Origin of the sequence: Polynucleobacter sp. AM-25C3 (assembly GCF_018882335.1) — a bacterium.
GTDB lineage: Bacteria > Pseudomonadota > Gammaproteobacteria > Burkholderiales > Burkholderiaceae > Polynucleobacter.
The window spans coordinates 61971-79936 of record NZ_JACVOS010000009.1 but is presented as its reverse complement, the minus strand read 5'-3'; the positions used below and the strand labels follow the sequence as shown (position 1 = coordinate 79936).

General features: G+C 47.4%; 17 protein-coding genes. 2 read left to right on the top strand and 15 right to left on the bottom strand.

The features are described 5' to 3' along the window. The 5 genes from relB to ICN12_RS07590 all read right to left on the bottom strand — a co-directional run bounded on the left by relB (nucleotide 1) and on the right by ICN12_RS07590 (nucleotide 2549). Complete coding sequence (gene relB, locus ICN12_RS07610; RefSeq protein WP_370624983.1) at nucleotides 1-300, bottom strand: type II toxin-antitoxin system RelB family anti-toxin; 300 nt, start codon at nucleotides 298-300, stop codon at nucleotides 1-3. Then, nucleotides 297-620, bottom strand: a complete 324-nt coding sequence (locus ICN12_RS07605) for a type II toxin-antitoxin system RelE/ParE family toxin (RefSeq protein WP_216271904.1) — start codon at nucleotides 618-620, stop codon at nucleotides 297-299. Before ICN12_RS07605 ends, relB begins: the two co-directional genes overlap by 4 nt. 71 nt (nucleotides 621-691) lie before the next feature. Next, nucleotides 692-1735, bottom strand: a complete 1044-nt coding sequence (gene arsB, locus ICN12_RS07600) for an ACR3 family arsenite efflux transporter (protein WP_216271903.1) — start codon at nucleotides 1733-1735, stop codon at nucleotides 692-694. Further along, nucleotides 1732-2223 (bottom strand): arsenate reductase ArsC, encoded by a 492-nt coding sequence (locus ICN12_RS07595; RefSeq protein ID WP_216271902.1) that lies wholly within the window; start codon nucleotides 2221-2223, stop codon nucleotides 1732-1734. The genes arsB and ICN12_RS07595 overlap by 4 nt, the downstream gene beginning before the upstream one ends. Next, nucleotides 2220-2549 carry an ArsR/SmtB family transcription factor gene (locus ICN12_RS07590; protein ID WP_216271901.1) on the bottom strand — a complete coding sequence of 110 codons (330 nt, stop codon included), beginning with the start codon at nucleotides 2547-2549 and terminating at the stop codon, nucleotides 2220-2222. The genes ICN12_RS07595 and ICN12_RS07590 overlap by 4 nt, the downstream gene beginning before the upstream one ends. A 112-nt stretch (nucleotides 2550-2661) precedes the next feature. Between ICN12_RS07590 and arsD the strand changes: the two genes are divergently transcribed. Both arsD and arsA read left to right on the top strand, forming a co-directional pair. Next, the gene (gene arsD, locus ICN12_RS07585; RefSeq protein ID WP_216271900.1) at nucleotides 2662-3024 is read left to right on the top strand and encodes an arsenite efflux transporter metallochaperone ArsD; all 363 of its coding nucleotides are present in this window, start codon (nucleotides 2662-2664) and stop codon (nucleotides 3022-3024) included. Nucleotides 3025-3042: 18 nt separating this feature from the next. Further along, nucleotides 3043-4800, top strand: a complete 1758-nt coding sequence (arsA, locus tag ICN12_RS07580; RefSeq protein ID WP_216271899.1) for an arsenical pump-driving ATPase — start codon at nucleotides 3043-3045, stop codon at nucleotides 4798-4800. Between the two features lie 8 nt (nucleotides 4801-4808). On the opposite strand, the gene ICN12_RS07575 is transcribed toward arsA, so the two are convergent. The 10 genes from ICN12_RS07575 to ICN12_RS07530 all read right to left on the bottom strand — a co-directional run bounded on the left by ICN12_RS07575 (nucleotide 4809) and on the right by ICN12_RS07530 (nucleotide 17963). Further along, nucleotides 4809-5225, bottom strand: a complete 417-nt coding sequence (locus tag ICN12_RS07575) for a type II toxin-antitoxin system VapC family toxin (protein WP_216271898.1) — start codon at nucleotides 5223-5225, stop codon at nucleotides 4809-4811. Beyond that, nucleotides 5225-5479 carry a type II toxin-antitoxin system Phd/YefM family antitoxin gene (locus ICN12_RS07570; RefSeq protein ID WP_216271897.1) on the bottom strand — a complete coding sequence of 85 codons (255 nt, stop codon included), beginning with the start codon at nucleotides 5477-5479 and terminating at the stop codon, nucleotides 5225-5227. The genes ICN12_RS07575 and ICN12_RS07570 overlap by 1 nt, the downstream gene beginning before the upstream one ends. Nucleotides 5480-5562: 83 nt before the next feature. Further along, complete coding sequence (locus ICN12_RS07565; protein WP_216271896.1) at nucleotides 5563-7935, bottom strand: Tex family protein; 2373 nt, start codon at nucleotides 7933-7935, stop codon at nucleotides 5563-5565. A gap of 128 nt (nucleotides 7936-8063) precedes the next feature. Continuing rightward, entirely contained in the window at nucleotides 8064-9881 is a 1818-nt protein-coding gene (gene typA, locus ICN12_RS07560; protein WP_216271895.1) for a translational GTPase TypA, read from the bottom strand. Between the two features lie 63 nt (nucleotides 9882-9944). Then, nucleotides 9945-10856 carry a tRNA pseudouridine(55) synthase TruB gene (gene truB, locus ICN12_RS07555; protein ID WP_216271894.1) on the bottom strand — a complete coding sequence of 304 codons (912 nt, stop codon included), beginning with the start codon at nucleotides 10854-10856 and terminating at the stop codon, nucleotides 9945-9947. 5 nt (nucleotides 10857-10861) lie between these two features. Continuing rightward, a complete protein-coding gene (gene rbfA, locus ICN12_RS07550; protein WP_216271893.1) occupies nucleotides 10862-11230 on the bottom strand; it encodes a 30S ribosome-binding factor RbfA in 369 nt (122 codons plus the stop codon). A 14-nt stretch (nucleotides 11231-11244) separates the two neighbouring features. Continuing rightward, nucleotides 11245-14040, bottom strand: coding sequence for a translation initiation factor IF-2 (infB, locus tag ICN12_RS07545; RefSeq protein WP_216271892.1), 2796 nt, complete (start codon nucleotides 14038-14040; stop codon nucleotides 11245-11247). Nucleotides 14041-14053: 13 nt separating this feature from the next. Further along, entirely contained in the window at nucleotides 14054-15535 is a 1482-nt protein-coding gene (gene nusA / locus ICN12_RS07540) for a transcription termination factor NusA (RefSeq protein ID WP_216271891.1), read from the bottom strand. Continuing rightward, nucleotides 15532-16023 carry a ribosome maturation factor RimP gene (gene rimP / locus ICN12_RS07535; protein ID WP_216271890.1) on the bottom strand — a complete coding sequence of 164 codons (492 nt, stop codon included), beginning with the start codon at nucleotides 16021-16023 and terminating at the stop codon, nucleotides 15532-15534. Before rimP ends, nusA begins: the two co-directional genes overlap by 4 nt. A 173-nt stretch (nucleotides 16024-16196) precedes the next feature. After that, the gene (locus ICN12_RS07530; RefSeq protein WP_216271889.1) at nucleotides 16197-17963 is read right to left on the bottom strand and encodes a pseudouridine synthase; all 1767 of its coding nucleotides are present in this window, start codon (nucleotides 17961-17963) and stop codon (nucleotides 16197-16199) included. Nucleotides 17964-17966: the final 3 nt, after the last annotated feature.

Sequence of the window (17966 nt, the reverse complement as noted above, 5' to 3'; positions counted from 1 at the left end):
TCAAACTAGGTGCAACTCAACTTTCTTGCCTAGAGCGGCAGCATATTTTCGAAGAGTGCTAAGACTTGGAGAATGCTTTCCAGTAGCCAGAGAACTTTCCAGTCTAGCAACAGCAGGTGCTTGGGTACCCATTCTTTTAGCCACTTCAGCCTGGGATAGGCCGGCAGCTTTACGAGCCTTCAAAATCTCATCAAGAATGGCGAACTCTTCTTTATTTAATCGCTGAACTTCTGCTTTTACAGCAGCGTTTTTCAACATGATACTTACGGCCTGTTTATGAGTTAACGGTTTTGTCTTCATAATTTCAACTCCCTCATCCTCAGCTTGGCTAGCCTTAACTCCCGATCGGGAGTTTTCTGTGACTTCTTGATAAAGCTATGCAACATTACAACCTCACGCCCCACTAGCGTACAAAAGAAAACTCTAGCGATCCCCTCTGCACCTTTTAGCCTCAATTCAAATAACCCACTTCCAAATGAATCAGTATGCGGCAACCCCAAATGCGGTCCATATTTAATCATGCGTTCAGTCAAAGCAATGTATCGAGCCCGCAAAGAAACAGGTAAAACAAAAATCTGCTCCAACACTTCAGAACTGTAATAGCGAATGGTATAGGTCATTTGATGATGCTAACAAATATGTTAGCATCAAACAACCATGTTGTGCAAGGGCCATCTGACGCCAGGGGAATTTAGGTCTTAAAGAAGCGTTCTTTAAACCACAGCGCTACCGTAACTAAGCCAATCATGATGGGCACCTCTACAAGAGGGCCTATGACTGCTGCAAATGCTGCGCCTGAATTAATTCCAAATACAGCAATTGCTACAGCAATAGCGAGTTCAAAGTTATTGCTTGATGCCGTAAAAGACAAGGTGCAGCAACGCTTGTAATCAATCCCCATCTTGCCCGTTACAAAGAATGTCAGCAAGAACATAATGAGGAAGAAAATTAACAGTGGAACTGCAATCGTGACGACATCCATCGGCAGACTCAGAATAAGCTTACCCTTCAGGCTAAACATCACCACGATAGTGAATAGCAAAGCAATCAGGGTGAGCTTGCCGATGCGGGGCACAAACTGCTCGTGATATTGATCCTTAGATATGAACTTGAGCATCACCACTCGGGTCAAAATACCCGCAATGCAAGGTACGCCAAGATAGATAAAGACGCTCTCCGCAATCTGCCCCATGCTCACGCTGACATTGGATGCGGCTAAGCCAAAGTAAGGCGGCAAAACTGTGAGGAAGAAATAGGCGTAGACACTAAAAAAGAGTACTTGGAAAATGGCATTAAATGCCACTAAACCAGCAGCATACTCAGTTGAACCTTTAGCAATATCGTTCCACACAATCACCATGGCAATACAGGGAGCAATACCAATCAAAATCAAGCCAGCCATATATTCCGGTTGATCAGGTACAAAAGTGATTGCCAAAAAAAACATTAATGCAGGCGCAACAATCCAGTTCATCAATATCGAAATCAGAAAAATGCGTTTGTCTTTAAACACATCAGGCAAATCTTCGTAACGCACCTTTGCAAACGGCGGATACATCATCAATATCAGACCAATAGCGATGGGGATATTGGTGGTGCCAACTTGGAAGGAGTTAATTAACCCTTCTACACCAGGAAATATAAAGCCCAGGGCGATTCCGCAAGCCATCGCTGCAAAGATCCATACCGTGAGGTAGCGGTCAAGAAAGGAGAGTTTTTTGGTTAAGGCATTCATGCTTGCGTTTGGATTGATGCATGGATTGCCTTCAGCGTCATGGAGTCTAACTTTTCTAAGGGCATGGCAGCCAAGATATCAATGCGCTTCTTTAAGCCATTCATCACACTTACAAAAGCGGCCTTCTTTTCTAAATCGGTACCCTGCACTAACGATGGGTCAGGAAAGCCCCAATGTGCCGTAGCGGGTTGACCTGGCCAGAATGGACACACTTCTCCAGCGGCATTGTCACAAACCGTGATGATGAAATCCATCTTCGGTGCATTGGTTTCTGCAAAGACGTCCCAGCTTTTAGACTTCAATAGCGCACGATCCATTCCTAGTTCTACGGCAATATCTGCGGCGATGGGATTAACACTTGTACCGGGCGTTGAGCCAGCTGAAAAACCGACCAGCTTGCCACTAGGATGGGTTGATGCTAAAGCCTCACCCAATATTGAGCGTGCAGAGTTATGCGTACACAGAAAGAGGATGTTGTAGGTTTTCATGATGATTTGGCCTTTTTCGAAGGTTTAAGCGGAGCACAAGACTGGCCACCGCAACAGTTATCTAATAAAAATTCACTCAGGTTTTGAACCAATTGAGCGTTAGGTCGATAGATGAGATTGCGACTCTGACGCTCCACCGTAATTAACCCTGCTAAGTAGAGTTCTTTTAAATGAAAGCTCAAGGTTGCATTAGGAATACCCAGCAACTCATGAATTTGAGAAGGCATAAGGCCTTGATCGCCTTTTTGAACAATCAATCTATATACATTTAAACGTGACTCCTGCCCTAGGGCTAGGAAAGCCTGAATGGCTTCAGCATTTTTCATATTTCGATGATAATGGAAATATTATGACAAATTGATGACATGGATCAAATGCTCTGCATGATCTTTTGCCACAATGAAAGAATAGACTGATCAGATCAATAAGGAGTGTTTTATGAAAACCATTCAAGTGTATGACCCAGCAATGTGCTGTAGCTCCGGTGTATGCGGAGTGGATGTTGACCAGGCTTTGGTTACCTTCTCTGCTGATGTGGAGTGGGCCAAGCAAAATGGTGCCAAGATTAGTCGCTTTAACTTATCCTCCGAGCCTATGGCTTTTGTCGAGAACAAAACCGTTGGCGGATTCTTAGAGCGCTCTGGTGCAGAAGCCCTTCCCTTAATTTTGGTCGACGGTGAAATGGCATTAGCAGGTCGATACCCCAACCGCATTGAACTATCTCGTTGGGCTGGAATTATTCAATCAGTAGATGAAGCAAAACCTGCATCAAGTTGTTGCTCCGGAAGTAAGCGCTGTTAATTTCATAAGGCTATCTCAATGCAATTCTTAAACTCACCTCCACGCTTTTTATTCTTCACGGGTAAAGGTGGGGTTGGGAAAACCTCCATTGCCTGTGCAAGTGCCATTGAATTGGCTGAAGCGGGCAAGCGAGTATTGCTTGTGAGCACTGATCCAGCATCCAATGTGGGTCAAGTGTTTGGGGTCAATATTGGGAACCACATCACCGCTATTCCGGCAATTGCCAATTTATCTGCACTAGAGATTGACCCACAAGCCGCGGCCCAACTCTACAGAGATCGCATTGTGGGGCCTGTACGAGGCAAACTGCCAGACGCCGTAGTCAAGGGCATTGAAGAGCAACTCTCCGGCGCTTGCACTACAGAAATCGCCGCCTTTGATGAATTCACTGCGCTCCTCACTGATGATGCGTTAACCACTGAATACGACCATATTATTTTCGACACAGCACCTACAGGCCACACCATTCGCTTGTTGCAGTTGCCTGGCGCCTGGAGTGGTTTTCTAGAGGAAGGTAAAGGCGATGCCTCCTGCCTTGGTCCTCTGGCCGGCTTAGAGAAACAACGTGCGCAATACAAAGAGGCAGTAGATGCTCTGGCCAATCCAGAGCGCACCCGTTTAATACTGGTCGCTAGAGCACAAGCCTCTACCTTGCGTGAAGCCGCTCGCACCCATGATGAATTAGCGGGCATTGGTTTATCCAAACAGAATCTCGTGATCAATGGTGTGCTACCTCAAAGCGAGGCTGCCCAAGACCCATTGGCGCAGGCGATTTATGCCAGAGAACAAAAAGTGCTTAGCGCCATTCCTGATGTACTTAAAGCTCTACCAACCGACATCATCGAATTAAAGCCATTCAATCTCGTAGGTTTAGATGCTTTGCATTTACTACTCAAAGATCAAGTGCCTGTGCCTGATATATCTAAATTCACACCCATCACACTGAATGCTCCAAATCTATCAACACTAGTAGATGAGATTGCTAAAGATGGTCATGGTCTAGTGATGACTATGGGTAAAGGCGGTGTGGGTAAAACTACCTTAGCAGCAGCTGTCGCAGTAGAACTAGCCCATCGTGGTCTCGCTGTACATCTAACAACCTCCGACCCAGCAGCGCACATTAATGAAACCCTCAATGGCACTATGGATAACTTGTCCGTTAGCCGTATAGATCCCCATGCTGAAATTGAGCGATATAAACAGCATGTCATGGAGACCCGGGGTGCCAAGTTAGATGATGCTGGTCGTAAATTGTTAGAAGAAGATTTGCGTTCTCCCTGCACAGAGGAAATTGCGGTATTCCAAGCCTTCTCAAGAATCATTCGTGAGGCAGGCAAGAAGTTTGTCGTAATGGATACCGCACCAACAGGACATACATTGCTTTTGCTAGATGCCACGGGCTCATATCATCGCGATATTGAGCGTCAGATGGGTAAAACCAATACGCACTTCACCACGCCAATGATGCAACTGCAAGATCCCAAACAAACAAAGGTACTTTTAGTAACCCTTGCAGAAACTACCCCCGTATTAGAAGCGGCCAATCTACAAGCCGATCTTCGTAGAGCTGGCATCGAACCTTGGGCTTGGGTGATTAATAACAGTGTGGCTGCATCTAATCCGCACTCCCCACTCTTGAGAAAACGGGCGCAAAACGAATTGCATGAAATTGACTTGGTCGCAAACACTTACGCCAAGCGCTATGCCGTTCTGCCGCTCCTCAGAGAGGAGCCCGTTGGTGTAGAAAAGCTGTTGATGCTTTCAAGACATCAGTAAAACCAATCTTACCGCCAGGGGTCAAAAACCTTGACACCTGAGCTACTGAAGTCAGCTACATTTCTTGTGACGATCGTCATGCGATGCTCAATCGCAGTAGCCGCAATCATGGCATCCCTTTCTGATTTAGGGTTTGGGACATGAAGACTCGCACAACGTTGTGCAACGGGCGAATCGATGGGCAATACCCTTTCTGAGAAAGCTGGCAGAACATGTTTACTCAGCCACTTTCTTAGGACTTGCCCCTGCTTTTTATCCCTTCTTTCGACTTGCAAGACTCCAATCTCTAACTCAAGGATTGATATAGCCGAAAGAAACATGAGCTCAGGATCGGTTTCCTCTGCCCACTCTTTAACATTTGAATTGATTTGACCGCTGCTCAGCTTTCTAAATTCTGAAACTACATTTGTATCAAGCAAATACATTAAAGGAGATCCGAGATTGGTTTTGTGAAGCTCGATATTTTCGCAGGTTCAAAATCAATCTCTCCAGCACCCCTCATACCCACAAGATCTAAGATGTTTTTCTTTTTTCCTGTAACGCGCTGATACTCCATGAACGTCATTAAGACATGTGCAGGCCTACCCCGATCGGTTATAAAAACAGGACCTGCTTCTGTAGCTTTTTTTACCCGCCCTGTATCTTGATTGAATTCTCGACTTGAAAAAGTAGTAATCATATAAACCCCCAAATAATACATTGTTAATGTATCAATGTTACTACATTTTTTGGAGGCATCCAAATAACCTCACTCGCAGTGAGCTACCCCTTCAATTTACGTAAAGCGTCCGCCATCGCATTATTGATTGGTGGCGCGCTACGTCGATCTTCCTGAGGCCTTCTAGTCTCTGTGGATCTTGGGGCTCTTGAGTCACTTGGGCGATTTGCTCTTTGCTCGGGTTTCGCGCCTAGAGCAACTTTAGGAGCCTCATCAGAGAGCCGCATAGTTAGTGCAATGCGCTTACGCTTTTCATCCACCTCTAGCACTTTGACCTTAACAACCTGCCCCGCCTTCACTACGGTATGTGGATCTTTAACGAAGGTGTTGGCTAAGGCAGAGATATGCACAAGGCCATCTTGATGAACGCCAATATCGACGAATGCACCAAAAGCTGCGACGTTAGTCACAACGCCTTCCAAAATCATGTCAGCTTTCAGATCGCTGATTTTTTCTACGCCATCTTTAAAGGTTGCGGTCGTAAACTCCGGCCGAGGATCGCGTCCTGGCTTTTCTAATTCTTTAATGATGTCAGTAACTGTTGGCACGCCAAACTTTTCATCAGCATATTTTTCAGGACTCAGGCCTTTGAGGATTGCTGAATCCCCAATCACCTCTTTAACGCCCTTTTTAATATCTTTCAGAATCTTCTCTACTAAGGGATAGGATTCTGGATGAACAGCGGAAGCATCTAAAGGATCAGTGCCATTCATGATGCGTAAGAAGCCAGCAGCCTGCTCAAAAGTCTTCTCACCTAAGCGAGGCACGCTACGCAAATCTGCGCGCGTCTGAAAAGCGCCATTACTATCACGATAGCTAACAATCCCTTCAGCAACCGTACTGCTCAGGCCTGAAACCCTAGCTAGCAAAGGGGCTGAAGCCGTATTCACATCTACACCAACCGCGTTCACGCAGTCTTCTACCACCGCCACCAAAGACTTTGCCAACTGGGTCTGCATCACATCATGCTGATACTGGCCCACACCAATGGACTTTGGATCAATCTTGACTAACTCCGCCAGCGGATCCTGCAATCTTCTCGCAATCGATACTGCGCCACGTAAGGAGACATCCATGCCAGGCAATTCTTTGGAAGCGTACTCAGAGGCTGAGTAAACCGATGCACCCGCTTCAGATACAACAATCTTGGTGAGCTTGAGTTCTGGCCTAGCCTTGATGAGATCTTGGGCTAGCTTATCGGTCTCGCGTGATGCGGTGCCATTACCAATCGAGATCAAGGTCGCTTTGTGCTTTTCTGCCAACTTGGCAAGCGTATGCAAAGAACCAGCCCAATCATTCTTCGGCTGATGTGGATAAATGACTTCGGTATCTACCACCTTGCCAGTCGCATCTACAACGGCAACCTTCACCCCGGTTCTCATGCCAGGATCTAATCCAATGGTCACTTTAGGGCCGGCAGGCGCAGCCAAGAGCAAAGCCTTTAAATTGCGAGCAAATACGTTAATCGCTTCGGCATCAGAGCGCTCACGCAGAGCACTCATCAGCTCAGACTCTAAATGCATGGAGCACTTAATACGCCAAGTCCAACGCACAGTCTCGGACAACCACTGGTCAGCAGGACGACCTTCATTTTTAATTTTGAACTGATTAGCGATGCGAGACTCACAAGGGTTGTGGGGCGCATCCCACTTGGGTTTTTCTTCTTCGGTATCGAGGCGTAAATTCACCATCAACATCTGCTCGCGACGGCCTCTAAACAAAGCCAAAGCGCGATGCGATGGAATTGCCAAAATCGGCTCAGCGTAATCAAAATAATCAGCAAACTTCTCACCCTCTTGCTCTTTACCCGCTATCACCCTGGACTCCACGACGCCATGCTCTTGCAAATAGGTTCTAAGTGACTGCACCAAGCTAGCATCTTCAGCAAAACGCTCCATCAAAATCTGACGGGCACCTTCTAGAGCGGCTTTCGTATCAGCCACTCCTGGGTTATCGCCTTGATCAGAAGTAAATGCCTCTTTGAGGTACTTAGCCGCCTCAAGCTCTGGCTCGAGCATGGGGTTTGCTAATAAATCATTTGCCAAGGGCTCTAATCCAGCTTCTAGGGCAATTTGCGCCTTAGTGCGACGCTTGAGCTTATACGGAAGATAGAGATCCTCTAAGCGCGTCTTATCCTCAGCCAGCATGATTGCCTTGAGCAACTCTGGCGTCATCTTGCCCTGCTCTTCAATGGAGGCAACAATTGCTTTACGCCGATCCTCGAGCTCACGCAAATAAGCCAAACGCACTTCTAGCAATCGCAACTGCGTGTCATCCAGCCCACCAGTAGCCTCTTTACGATAACGGGCAATAAAAGGAACTGTAGCCCCTTCATCCATTAAGGCGATAGCAGCAGCTACTTGAGCCGGTTTAGCGGATAACTCTTGGGCAAGGCGTTGTTCAATAGATGGCAGCATGAAATGAATAATTTACTCAGATTTTAGGAATATTGGCGTTAAGGAAAAATAAGAGCCACCCAAAGGTGACTCTTATTTAGCTAACAGCGTGACTGATTAAAGCGACTCAGTGAAGCAACTCAGCGATATTACTCGCGGGAAGCTTTCTTACGGTCATGCTCTTTCAAATAACGCTTACGGATACGCACGCTTTTCGGAGTGACCTCAACCAACTCATCATCACTGATGAATTCCACAGCGTATTCCAAAGTCAAATCGATTGGGGTTACCAAACGAACTGCTTCGTCAGTGCCTGAAGAACGTACGTTGGTTAATTGCTTACCTTTAATCGGGTTCACAACTAAGTCGTTGTCACGACTATGAATACCAATCACCATGCCTTCATACACAGGGTCGCCGTGTTTTACGAACATACGACCGCGATCTTGCAGTTTCCAAATAGCGTAAGCAACTGCTTCGCCATCATCTTGGCTAATCAATACGCCGTTATGACGCTCACCTAAGATTCCGTCTTTCGCTGGAGCATAAGAATCAAATGTATGACTCATCAAGCCATTACCACGAGTCATAGTCATGAAATCGCCTTGGAAGCCGATCAGGCCACGCGCAGGAATGCGGTACTCAAGACGGGTGCGACCTTTTCCGTCACTCACCATATCTTGCAACTCACCCTTACGCTTACCTAAGTCTTCCATCACGGAACCTTGAGTAGCATCTTCTACGTCAACCGTTAAGTTTTCGTACGGCTCCATCTTGACGCCATTCTCTTCGTGGAACACTACGCGTGGACGGGAAACCGCCATCTCATAGCCTTCACGACGCATGGTTTCAACCAAAATAGTCAAATGCAACTCACCACGACCTGATACCTCAAATACGGTGTCATCATCAGTTTCTTTTACGCGCAAAGCCATGTTGGCTTTCAATTCACGATCAAGGCGCTCACGAATCTGACGGCTAGTAACAAACTTACCTTCACGACCGGCCAATGGGCTGGTGTTCACCATAAAGTTCATGGTTAAAGTAGGCTCATCAATCTTGAGCATTGGCAATGGATCTGGTTTATCCACAGCGCAAACTGTTGTACCAATTGCCAACTCTTCAATACCGTTGATTAAAGCGATATCACCAGCAACTGCCTCGTCAACGATTTCACGCTCTAAACCTTTAAATTTCAATACTTGGTTGATACGACCTTTGAATGGCACGCCATCAGGTCCGTTCATGCAAACCACTTCCATGCCCGACTTTACGCGGCCACGGCTAATACGACCAACACCAATCTTACCGACATAGCTGTTGTAATCGATTGAAGAAATCTGGAACTGCAAAGGACCATCTGGATCGTCATCACGCACAGGTACGTATTTCAGTACAGCGTCAAACAATGGGCGCATATCGCCTTCACGAACATCTTCTGTAGTGCCTGCATAGCCGTTTAAGCCTGATGCGTAGATGATTGGGAAGTCGAGCTGCTCTTCAGTAGCGCCAAGTTTGTCAAACAACTCAAATGTAGCGTTAATCACGTAGTCACAACGTGCACCTGGACGGTCAACCTTGTTAATCACCACAATTGGCTTCAAACCCAAAGCCAAGGCTTTTTTAGTCACGAAGCGAGTTTGTGGCATTGGGCCTTCAACCGCATCAACCAAGAGCAATACACCGTCAACCATGGAGAGCACACGCTCTACTTCACCACCGAAGTCAGCATGTCCTGGTGTGTCAACGATGTTGATATGTGTGCCGTCGTATTCAACTGCACAGTTCTTGGACAAAATAGTAATGCCACGCTCTTTTTCCAAGTCGTTTGAGTCCATGACGCGTTCGGTCATTTTTTCATTGGAGCGGAATGTGCCAGATTGGCGCAAGAGTTGGTCAACCAAAGTAGTTTTACCGTGGTCAACGTGGGCGATGATGGCGATATTACGGAGTGCGCGTTTAGTCATGTGAAGCTTCTAAAGTTAAGAGTAGGGTTAATTAAGGTTAATGAATTAATAAGTCAAAAATATTTAATGTGCTGAAGAAATCAAACGTTTAGGATGTAAAACACCCGAGCGCCAATCACCAGTGCCAATAAAGTTGTGGGGAGCAGCCGTAGCACGATAGATGCGAACGAGTGCTTCAATAGAGGGGATATTGAGCGGGACTCGTTGCCCCATCTCTAAACGCTTTGCTTGCTGCTCATCCACCGTGAGGTGTGGCAATGTTTGCAAGAGCGCATCGACTGGCAAGATATAGCTAGAGCTATCTTGCAAGCCTTTTTGAATACTTTCCAGTGCAAAGGACTGGTCCAATGTAAGGTGGCCCACTTCAGTGCGGCGCAACCCAACTAAATGCGCACCACATCCCAAAGCCTTGCCAATATCTTCCGCTAACACGCGGATATAAGTACCTTTGCTGCAACTCACTTCCAATGTTGCTTCTGGCCAATTAAAGTTAGTCCAACGAATTGCATGAATCGTAATATCTCGTGGAGCGCGCTCTAATTCAACGCCGGCACGAGCATATTCATACAAAGGCTTGCCATCACGCTTGAGCGCGGAATACATAGGCGGAATCTGACTAATGGGGCCACTAAATGCGGGTAACAATGATTCCAGTGCCAACTTCATGGCAACTTCATCTGCAAATACGGGGAGCGGTAACTCTTCAATGATTTGACCCTCAGCATCACCAGTATCGGTACGCTGACCAAATTTCACCTGAGCAATATAAGTCTTATCTGCTTCAAGTAAATCTTGTGAATATTTTGTAGCCTCACCCAAACAAATCGGGAGCAAGCCCGTTGCCATTGGATCCAAGGTACCAGTATGCCCTGCTTTTTCTGCATTAAATGCACGCTTTACGGCTGTAACTGCACCTTGCGAGCTCATGCCAGCAGGCTTATCAAGCAGGACTACGCCGTCGATACGTACAGACATGGCTATTACGCGCTCTCGTCTTTGCGATCACTATCCACCGCTTGATCAATTAAGCGAGACATTTCGATGCCATGCTCAACAGAACTGTCATAGTGGAAATGCAGAGTGGGCACAGTATGAATGTGCAAACGCTTAAACAACAAAGAGTGCAAATAACCCGCCTTATCCTGCAAAGCCTTCAATGCAACCGCAGGTTCAGCACCCAAGACAGTAAAGAATACTTTTGCATGGGCCAAATCCGGCGTGAGTTCAATACTTTGTAAAGTAATTAAACCCAAGCTTGGACTACGCAATTCACGAGGAATCAGCTCAGCCAGGTCTCGCTGAATTTGATCGGCGAGACGCTGGTTACGATGAGGGCTAGTTTTATGCATGGACTTAATGATTCTTAGAGTGTTCTGGCAACTTCAGTCACTTCAAACGCTTCGAGTTGATCGCCTTCTTTGATGTCGTTGTAGCCTTTTAATGACAAGCCACACTCAACACCGGCACGAACATCTTTCGCATCATCTTTAAAGCGCTTAAGTGAATCCAACTCACCAGTCCAGATAACCACGTTGTCACGCAAGAGGCGAACACTGGAGTTACGCTTAATAACACCATCGAGTACCAAGCAACCAGCAATCGCGCCAACTTTAGATACCAAGAAGACTTGACGAATCTCCACCATACCGGTGATTTCTTCTTTCTTATCTGGCGTCAACATGCCACTTAAGGCTGCTTTCACTTCATCCACTGCGTCATAAATAATGTTGTGATAACGAATATCCACACCATTGTTCTCAGCCAACTTACGTGCTGCACCATCCGCACGAGAGTTAAAGCCAATAATGACTGCCTTAGAGGCAACTGCTAAGTTCACATCAGTTTCAGTAATGCCGCCCACTCCTGCGTGAACGATTTGAACCTTCACCTCTGCAGTAGATAGCTTTTGTAATGACTGTGACAGAGCCTCTTGAGAACCTTGTACGTCGGCCTTAATAATGAGGGGCAACAACTTCGCTTCAATAGCGCCCTCTTCCATGTTTTCCATCATGGTTTCGAGTTTGAATGCTTGCTGTTTAGCCAACTTCACATCGCGGAACTTACCTTGACGGAAGAGGGCAATCTCACGCGCTTTACGCTCATCAGGAACCACTTGTACTGACTCACCAGCTGCAGGAACTTCGGATAAGCCTTGAATCTCCACCGGAATAGATGGGCCAGCTTCATTGCATGCTTTGCCGTTTTCATCCAACATCGCACGAACGCGACCGTAGGTTGAACCAGCCAACAACATATCGCCACGCTTGAGCGTGCCAGACTGAACCAAAATAGTAGCAACAGGACCACGGCCTTTATCCAAACGCGCTTCAATGACAAGACCTTGTGCAGGAGCATCTTTAGCCGCTTTGAGCTCCAAAATTTCAGCTTGCAATAGAACGTTCTCGAGCAATGCATCAATGCCGTCACCTGTTTTTGCAGAGACACCAATAAATGGCACATCGCCACCGTATTCTTCAGGCACCACTTGCTCAGCAACCAGTTCAGTTTTAACGCGCTCTAAATTGGCTTCAGGCTTATCAATCTTGTTGATTGCAACCACGATAGAAACACCCGCTGCTTGCGCATGATGAATCGCTTCTTTTGTTTGTGGCATCACGCCGTCATCAGCCGCGACAACCAAGATCACGATATCGGTTGCCTTAGCACCACGAGCACGCATTGCCGTAAAGGCTTCGTGACCTGGGGTATCCAGGAAGGTAATCATGCCGCGTGGAGTTTCAACGTGATAAGCGCCGATATGCTGAGTGATACCACCGGCTTCGCCAGTAGCAACTTTTGCAGCACGAATCTTATCGAGTAGAGATGTTTTACCGTGGTCAACGTGACCCATCACCGTCACTACTGGTGGACGTGGCAACAATTCCGCATCGTGACCAGCAATACCGAGATCTAAATCTGGATCATCTAACTTAGCAGCATGGGCTGTATGGCCCATTTCTTCTACGATGATCATTGCAGTGTCTTGATCCAAGATCTGATTGATCGTCACCATCTGACCCATACCCATCAAGAGCTTGATTACTTCAGCACTCTTCACAGCCATTGCATGAGCTAACTCCGCAACAGTAATCGTTTCGGGAACATGAACATCATGCACAACTTTTTCTGTTGGAACTTGGAAGTTGGTATCAACGTTGGCTTCTGCAATTTGACGCTGCTTTCTTCTGCCGCCGCCTGAACGCCAACCACCTACACCACCAGAGCTGTCGCCACGAGTCTTAAGGCCGCTAGGTTTCTTAGCGCCCTCTTCTTGCCAGGTAGATGAAGTCTCTGCAGACTTAATCGTCTTGCCACCAACCTTAGCAACCACTTTCTTCTTGTCGTCTGCACCTTCAACCTTGGCAGGTTTATGCAAGGTACCTTTTTTAGCTTCTTCAGCAGCAATTTCACTTGGTGCTTTGAGAACACGTGCAGGCGCACTCATCATGTCGCGAATCGCTAAAGCTTCCGCTTCAGCGGCGGCACGACGCTTGGTAATATCAGCCAACTGTGCCTTATTGGCATCAGCAATATCTTTGGCGGCCTTATCAGCTTGTGCTTTTTTATCAGCCGCTTTTGCTGCAACTTCTGCAGCAGCAGACGCTTCGTCACCCGACTTAGCTACTTTTTCAAGGGCTGGTTCAGCCACGCTTGCAGCGGCAGCAACAGCAGCCGCTTCTTTTTCACGAGCATCTTCTGCCGCTTTCATTTCCGCTTCTTGACGAGCCAATAACTCAGCTTGGCGAGTTGCTTCAGCTGCGCGTTTCTCCAACTCTTCAGCCGACAGAATTGGTTTGGTAGGAGCCGCAGGAGCAGCCTCTTTGACCACTTCAGCCGGAGCCTCTTCAGGAGCTTTGTCTCCTGCTTTAACTAGCACGCGTTTTTTGCGAACCTCAACCTGAACTGTACGAGTGCGTCCAGCGGAATCCGCCTGACGAATCTCCGAGTTTTCGCGCTTGATTAAAGTAATCTTTTTACGACTACCTGTATCCGCACTGCCATGCTCTTTTTGCAAATGCTCAAGCAGGACAGTCTTGTCCTTTTCGGTAATGCTGTCGTCTTCAGAACCTTTTTCGATACCGGCCGCCTTCAATTGCTCCAGAAGGTCTGGCGCGGTACGTTTTAATTCTTTAGCGAGTACTTTTACTGTTGTTGCCATGCACTACTTCCTCTCATGAAGTAAACCAATGTTCGCGCGCTTTCATGATGAGCGTTTTCGCGGTTTCTTCGTCAATTTGTGTCGCCTCAACTAGCTCATCAACAGCCAGTTCAGCTAAGTCGTCACGGGTATGAACTTGATTGTCAGCAAGCTTAGCAATCAATTCAGTGGTCATTCCCTCGAGGGAACGTAAATCTTGTGAGACTTCGCCAACGCGCTCTTCTTTCGCCAATTCCATGGTCAAGAGGGAGTCACGTGCACGAGTACGTAATTCATTTACTGTGTCTTCATCAAAAGAATCGATTTCTAACATTTCAGAAAGGGGTACATAAGCAACCTCTTCCAATGTGTTGAAACCCTCTTCGATCAGGATGTCAGCAACTTCTTGGTCCACGTCCAATTTATCCATAAACAATTGACGTACAGAAGCAGCTTCTTTTTCAGTTTTCTCAGCAGACTCTTCTGGAGTCATGATGTTGATCTGCCAACCAGTCAATTCGCTAGCTAAACGAACGTTTTGTCCGCTGCGGCCAATTGCAATTGCCAAGTTCTCTTCATCAACCACCACATCCATGGCGTGACGCTCTTCGTCAACCACGATGGAAGATACTTGGGCTGGAGCCAAAGCGCCGATCACAAACTGCGCAGGATCTTCAGACCACAACACGATATCCACTGCTTCGCCAGCCACTTCGTTACGCACTGCAGTAACGCGGGTGCCACGAACACCAACGCAAGTACCAATTGGATCGATACGCTTGTCGTAAGTAATCACAGCAATTTTTGCGCGGATACCAGGATCACGAGCCGCGCCCTTAATCTCCAATAAACCCTGCTCCATCTCTGGAACTTCATTCTCAAACAATTTAATCAAGAAATCTGGGCAAGTACGTGAGAGCTCAATCTGTGGACCACGGGCTTCACGATCTACTTTGAGAATGTAAGCGCGTACGCGGTCACCAGAACGGAGGTTCTCTTTAGGAATCATTTGATCGCGACGCAGCAAGGCTTCAACACGGCCAGATTCAATAATCAAACCGTTCTTGTCAGCACGCTTCACGGTACCAGTCATGACTTTTTCGCCACGCTCAAGGTAGTCGTTCAAAATCTGCTCACGCTCAGCATCACGAATACGTTGCAAAATCACTTGCTTAGCAGCTTGAGCGCCAATACGGCCAAAAGCTAAAGATTCGATTTGCTCTTCAATGAATTCACCAACTTCCATGTCGGTGAATTGCTCTAAAGCTTCAAAATGCAGAATTTCTTTATCCGGCTCTTGGAGACCCGCTTCATCAGGAACAACCAACCAACGACGGAAGGTTTCGTATTCTCCAGACTCACGATCAATCGATACACGGATATCCACATCTTCTGTCGGGTAACGCTTCTTAGTGGCTGATGCCAACGCCATTTCTAGCGCCTCAAACACAATCGCTTGATCTACGTTCTTTTCACGCGCTAAGGCGTCTGCCAACATGAGAACTTCTCGGCTCATGACTTTCTTCCTTTGAAATCAATAACAGGGACCAACCGAGTCTTATCGACCTCGGCTAAAGAAAACTCCAATTGAGACTCGGCGCCATCGGCACCTTCAAACAACAAACCAAATTTCGCGTCAGGTGAATCCAACTCACCACTCAGCAAACCTTGCAACACACCACGAAACTTCTTGCGATCACCAACGGCAACACGCAATTTCAAATCCACTTCCATTCCAGAGAAGCGCTCGTAATCAGCCGCTGACTTCACAGGGCGATCTAGACCAGGAGAAGAGATCTCAAGGCGCTCAAAGGGAATGTTTTCCACTGGCAATGTATAGCTCAGCTGGTGACTTACCTTTTCGCAATCCTGGACATTAATCAAGCGCTCATAATCCGGGTTTTCTATCGTGACACGCAGCAAACCGCCGGCTTCACGCTCAATATCCACTAGCGTGTACCCTAAGTTTTCTACTTCCGCAGAAATAATCCGCTGATCTTTCACAACAACCCTTCAATCCAAAACGGCAAAAAAAAATGGGCTTCAAAGCCCATATTCTCGAAATTCAGAACAGGCCGACTTACGTTGATCGCAACATCAGTCGGTAACCACCCAAAACAGCAGCAAACTGCTGTAAGTCCAAAATTATAGCCGATTTAGAGGAAAATTCATCAAAATCAGAAGCTTTCGCTAGGATTTCGAGGTTTTCTAGGTCCTTTATTAAAGGGTTTACGCCCTTTTGGCGCGCCCCGTTTAGGGCCATTTCCTGGGCTTTGAGGGCTTGCCGTCACAAAAGCAGACTGGCCATGGTGGACTTTCTTGCCTTTATTGCGATTCTGTCCCTGAGCTCCTTGGTCACCCTGGCCGCCTTGCCCGGATCCCTGCCCAGGTCTGCCAGCATTAGTGCGACCCCGGAAAGGACCGCGACCTTCGCCTGAACCACCACGACCGCCAGCAGGCTTGTCGCCCCGACCTTGATGGGTTAGAGCACCGTGGCCACTAGCCTGGGTTAAAGCATCCCGTGAACCCCAATAAGAAACTGAGGTTTGCATTGGATCTGGCTGAAAATCACCACTTGGAGTGGAGTGACGATCACGACCCTGTGAGTTTGGATTGCGACCTTTATCTTGTGGCTGAGGCATCTTCAAACCCGCAAACTTCATCAAGTTATAGATGCCGCCGGCCTCAATCTCCTCCCATTTTCCCCGCCTCAAGCGTGGAGGCAACAAGAAAATGCCATAACGAGTACGAATCAAACGAGAGACGACATGCCCGACTGCTTCGAACATGCGGCGCACCTCACGGTTACGACCTTCAGTCAAAGCAACGTGGTACCAACGGTTTGCACCTTCCCCGCCACCCATAGAAAGACGTAAGAATTTAGCTTGGCCGTCATCTAAGGTAATACCGCTCTTTAATTGAGCCGTATTTTCTTGACTCAGATCACCCAAAATACGAACGGCATACTCACGCTCGACACCGTAGCGAGGGTGCATTAAGCGATTTGCTAACTCGCCTGATGTCGTAAACAACAATAGACCTTCAGTATTGAAGTCCAAGCGCCCTACTGCAATCCAACGTCCCTGACGTGGCTTTGGCAATCGATCAAATACGGTTGGGCGACCCTCTGGATCGGACTGACTCACGATTTCGCCTGAAGGCTTGTGATACATGATGACGCGTGGTGGCTTAGTCTGAATCTTGCGATGCACGGGCTTACCGTTAATGCGCACTTGATCGGTTGGGCCAATACGCTGGCCAATGTGAGCAGGTAGGCCATTCACAGATACGCGTCCTTGAATAATCAAGTCCTCCATATCGCGACGCGATCCCATGCCGACATCAGCTAACACCTTATGTAACTTCACAGTGTCTTCATCGTCAGCGTCGTCGTCTAAACCATCTAAGTCTGACCACACTTCATCACGCAAGCTGAGCGGTAAATCATCGATGTTTGCAAATTGCAAACTGCTCATCTCATCATCGCTAGGCATATCTGCGTCTTCGTCATGACGCACACGTTGCGCACGACGCTCAGCACCAGTCTGATGAGAAACTTCATTCTCATTCACGCCATCAGGGTTTTTTGTTTCAAGCGCTTCAGGTGCATCCAAAGCAGCATCGAACTCACCAGAAACCACTGACGCGAACAGAGCATCACTTTCTGCTGGGTTGGGTGCAAGCTTAGCGGATTGATTGTTTCCACCTTCACGTGGGCCATTAGATTCAGCACCCTCGCGACGCGGCCGATCTTTATTAAATGGGCGCTTCTTATTAAAAGGATGCTTACTAGCGCCAGCGCCTTGACGGCGTGGGCGACGTGGTTCACCCTCGCGCCCTTCAGTCTTCGCACCATCGGCGTTGCCGGAGCGAGGTTCAGAGCTAAGGGAAATATCCGATGTTGGTTTTATCGGGGATGAATCGTTTTCGTTGGGACTTGTCATTAA

Coding starts and splice junctions, on each gene's coding strand:
- ICN12_RS07575 (WP_216271898.1), bottom strand. CDS start 5,225: ATGTATTTGCTTGATACAAATGTAGTTTCAGAATTTAGAAAGCTGAGC.
- truB (WP_216271894.1), bottom strand. CDS start 10,856: ATGTCTGTACGTATCGACGGCGTAGTCCTGCTTGATAAGCCTGCTGGC.
- relB (WP_370624983.1), bottom strand. CDS start 300: ATGAAGACAAAACCGTTAACTCATAAACAGGCCGTAAGTATCATGTTG.
- typA (WP_216271895.1), bottom strand. CDS start 9,881: ATGACTAAACGCGCACTCCGTAATATCGCCATCATCGCCCACGTTGAC.
- infB (WP_216271892.1), bottom strand. CDS start 14,040: ATGGCAACAACAGTAAAAGTACTCGCTAAAGAATTAAAACGTACCGCG.
- arsB (WP_216271903.1), bottom strand. CDS start 1,735: ATGAATGCCTTAACCAAAAAACTCTCCTTTCTTGACCGCTACCTCACG.
- arsD (WP_216271900.1), top strand. CDS start 2,662: ATGAAAACCATTCAAGTGTATGACCCAGCAATGTGCTGTAGCTCCGGT.
- arsA (WP_216271899.1), top strand. CDS start 3,043: ATGCAATTCTTAAACTCACCTCCACGCTTTTTATTCTTCACGGGTAAA.
- ICN12_RS07605 (WP_216271904.1), bottom strand. CDS start 620: ATGACCTATACCATTCGCTATTACAGTTCTGAAGTGTTGGAGCAGATT.
- ICN12_RS07570 (WP_216271897.1), bottom strand. CDS start 5,479: ATGATTACTACTTTTTCAAGTCGAGAATTCAATCAAGATACAGGGCGG.
- ICN12_RS07595 (WP_216271902.1), bottom strand. CDS start 2,223: ATGAAAACCTACAACATCCTCTTTCTGTGTACGCATAACTCTGCACGC.
- rbfA (WP_216271893.1), bottom strand. CDS start 11,230: ATGCATAAAACTAGCCCTCATCGTAACCAGCGTCTCGCCGATCAAATT.
- ICN12_RS07565 (WP_216271896.1), bottom strand. CDS start 7,935: ATGCTGCCATCTATTGAACAACGCCTTGCCCAAGAGTTATCCGCTAAA.
- ICN12_RS07530 (WP_216271889.1), bottom strand. CDS start 17,963: ATGACAAGTCCCAACGAAAACGATTCATCCCCGATAAAACCAACATCG.
- ICN12_RS07590 (WP_216271901.1), bottom strand. CDS start 2,549: ATGAAAAATGCTGAAGCCATTCAGGCTTTCCTAGCCCTAGGGCAGGAG.
- nusA (WP_216271891.1), bottom strand. CDS start 15,535: ATGAGCCGAGAAGTTCTCATGTTGGCAGACGCCTTAGCGCGTGAAAAG.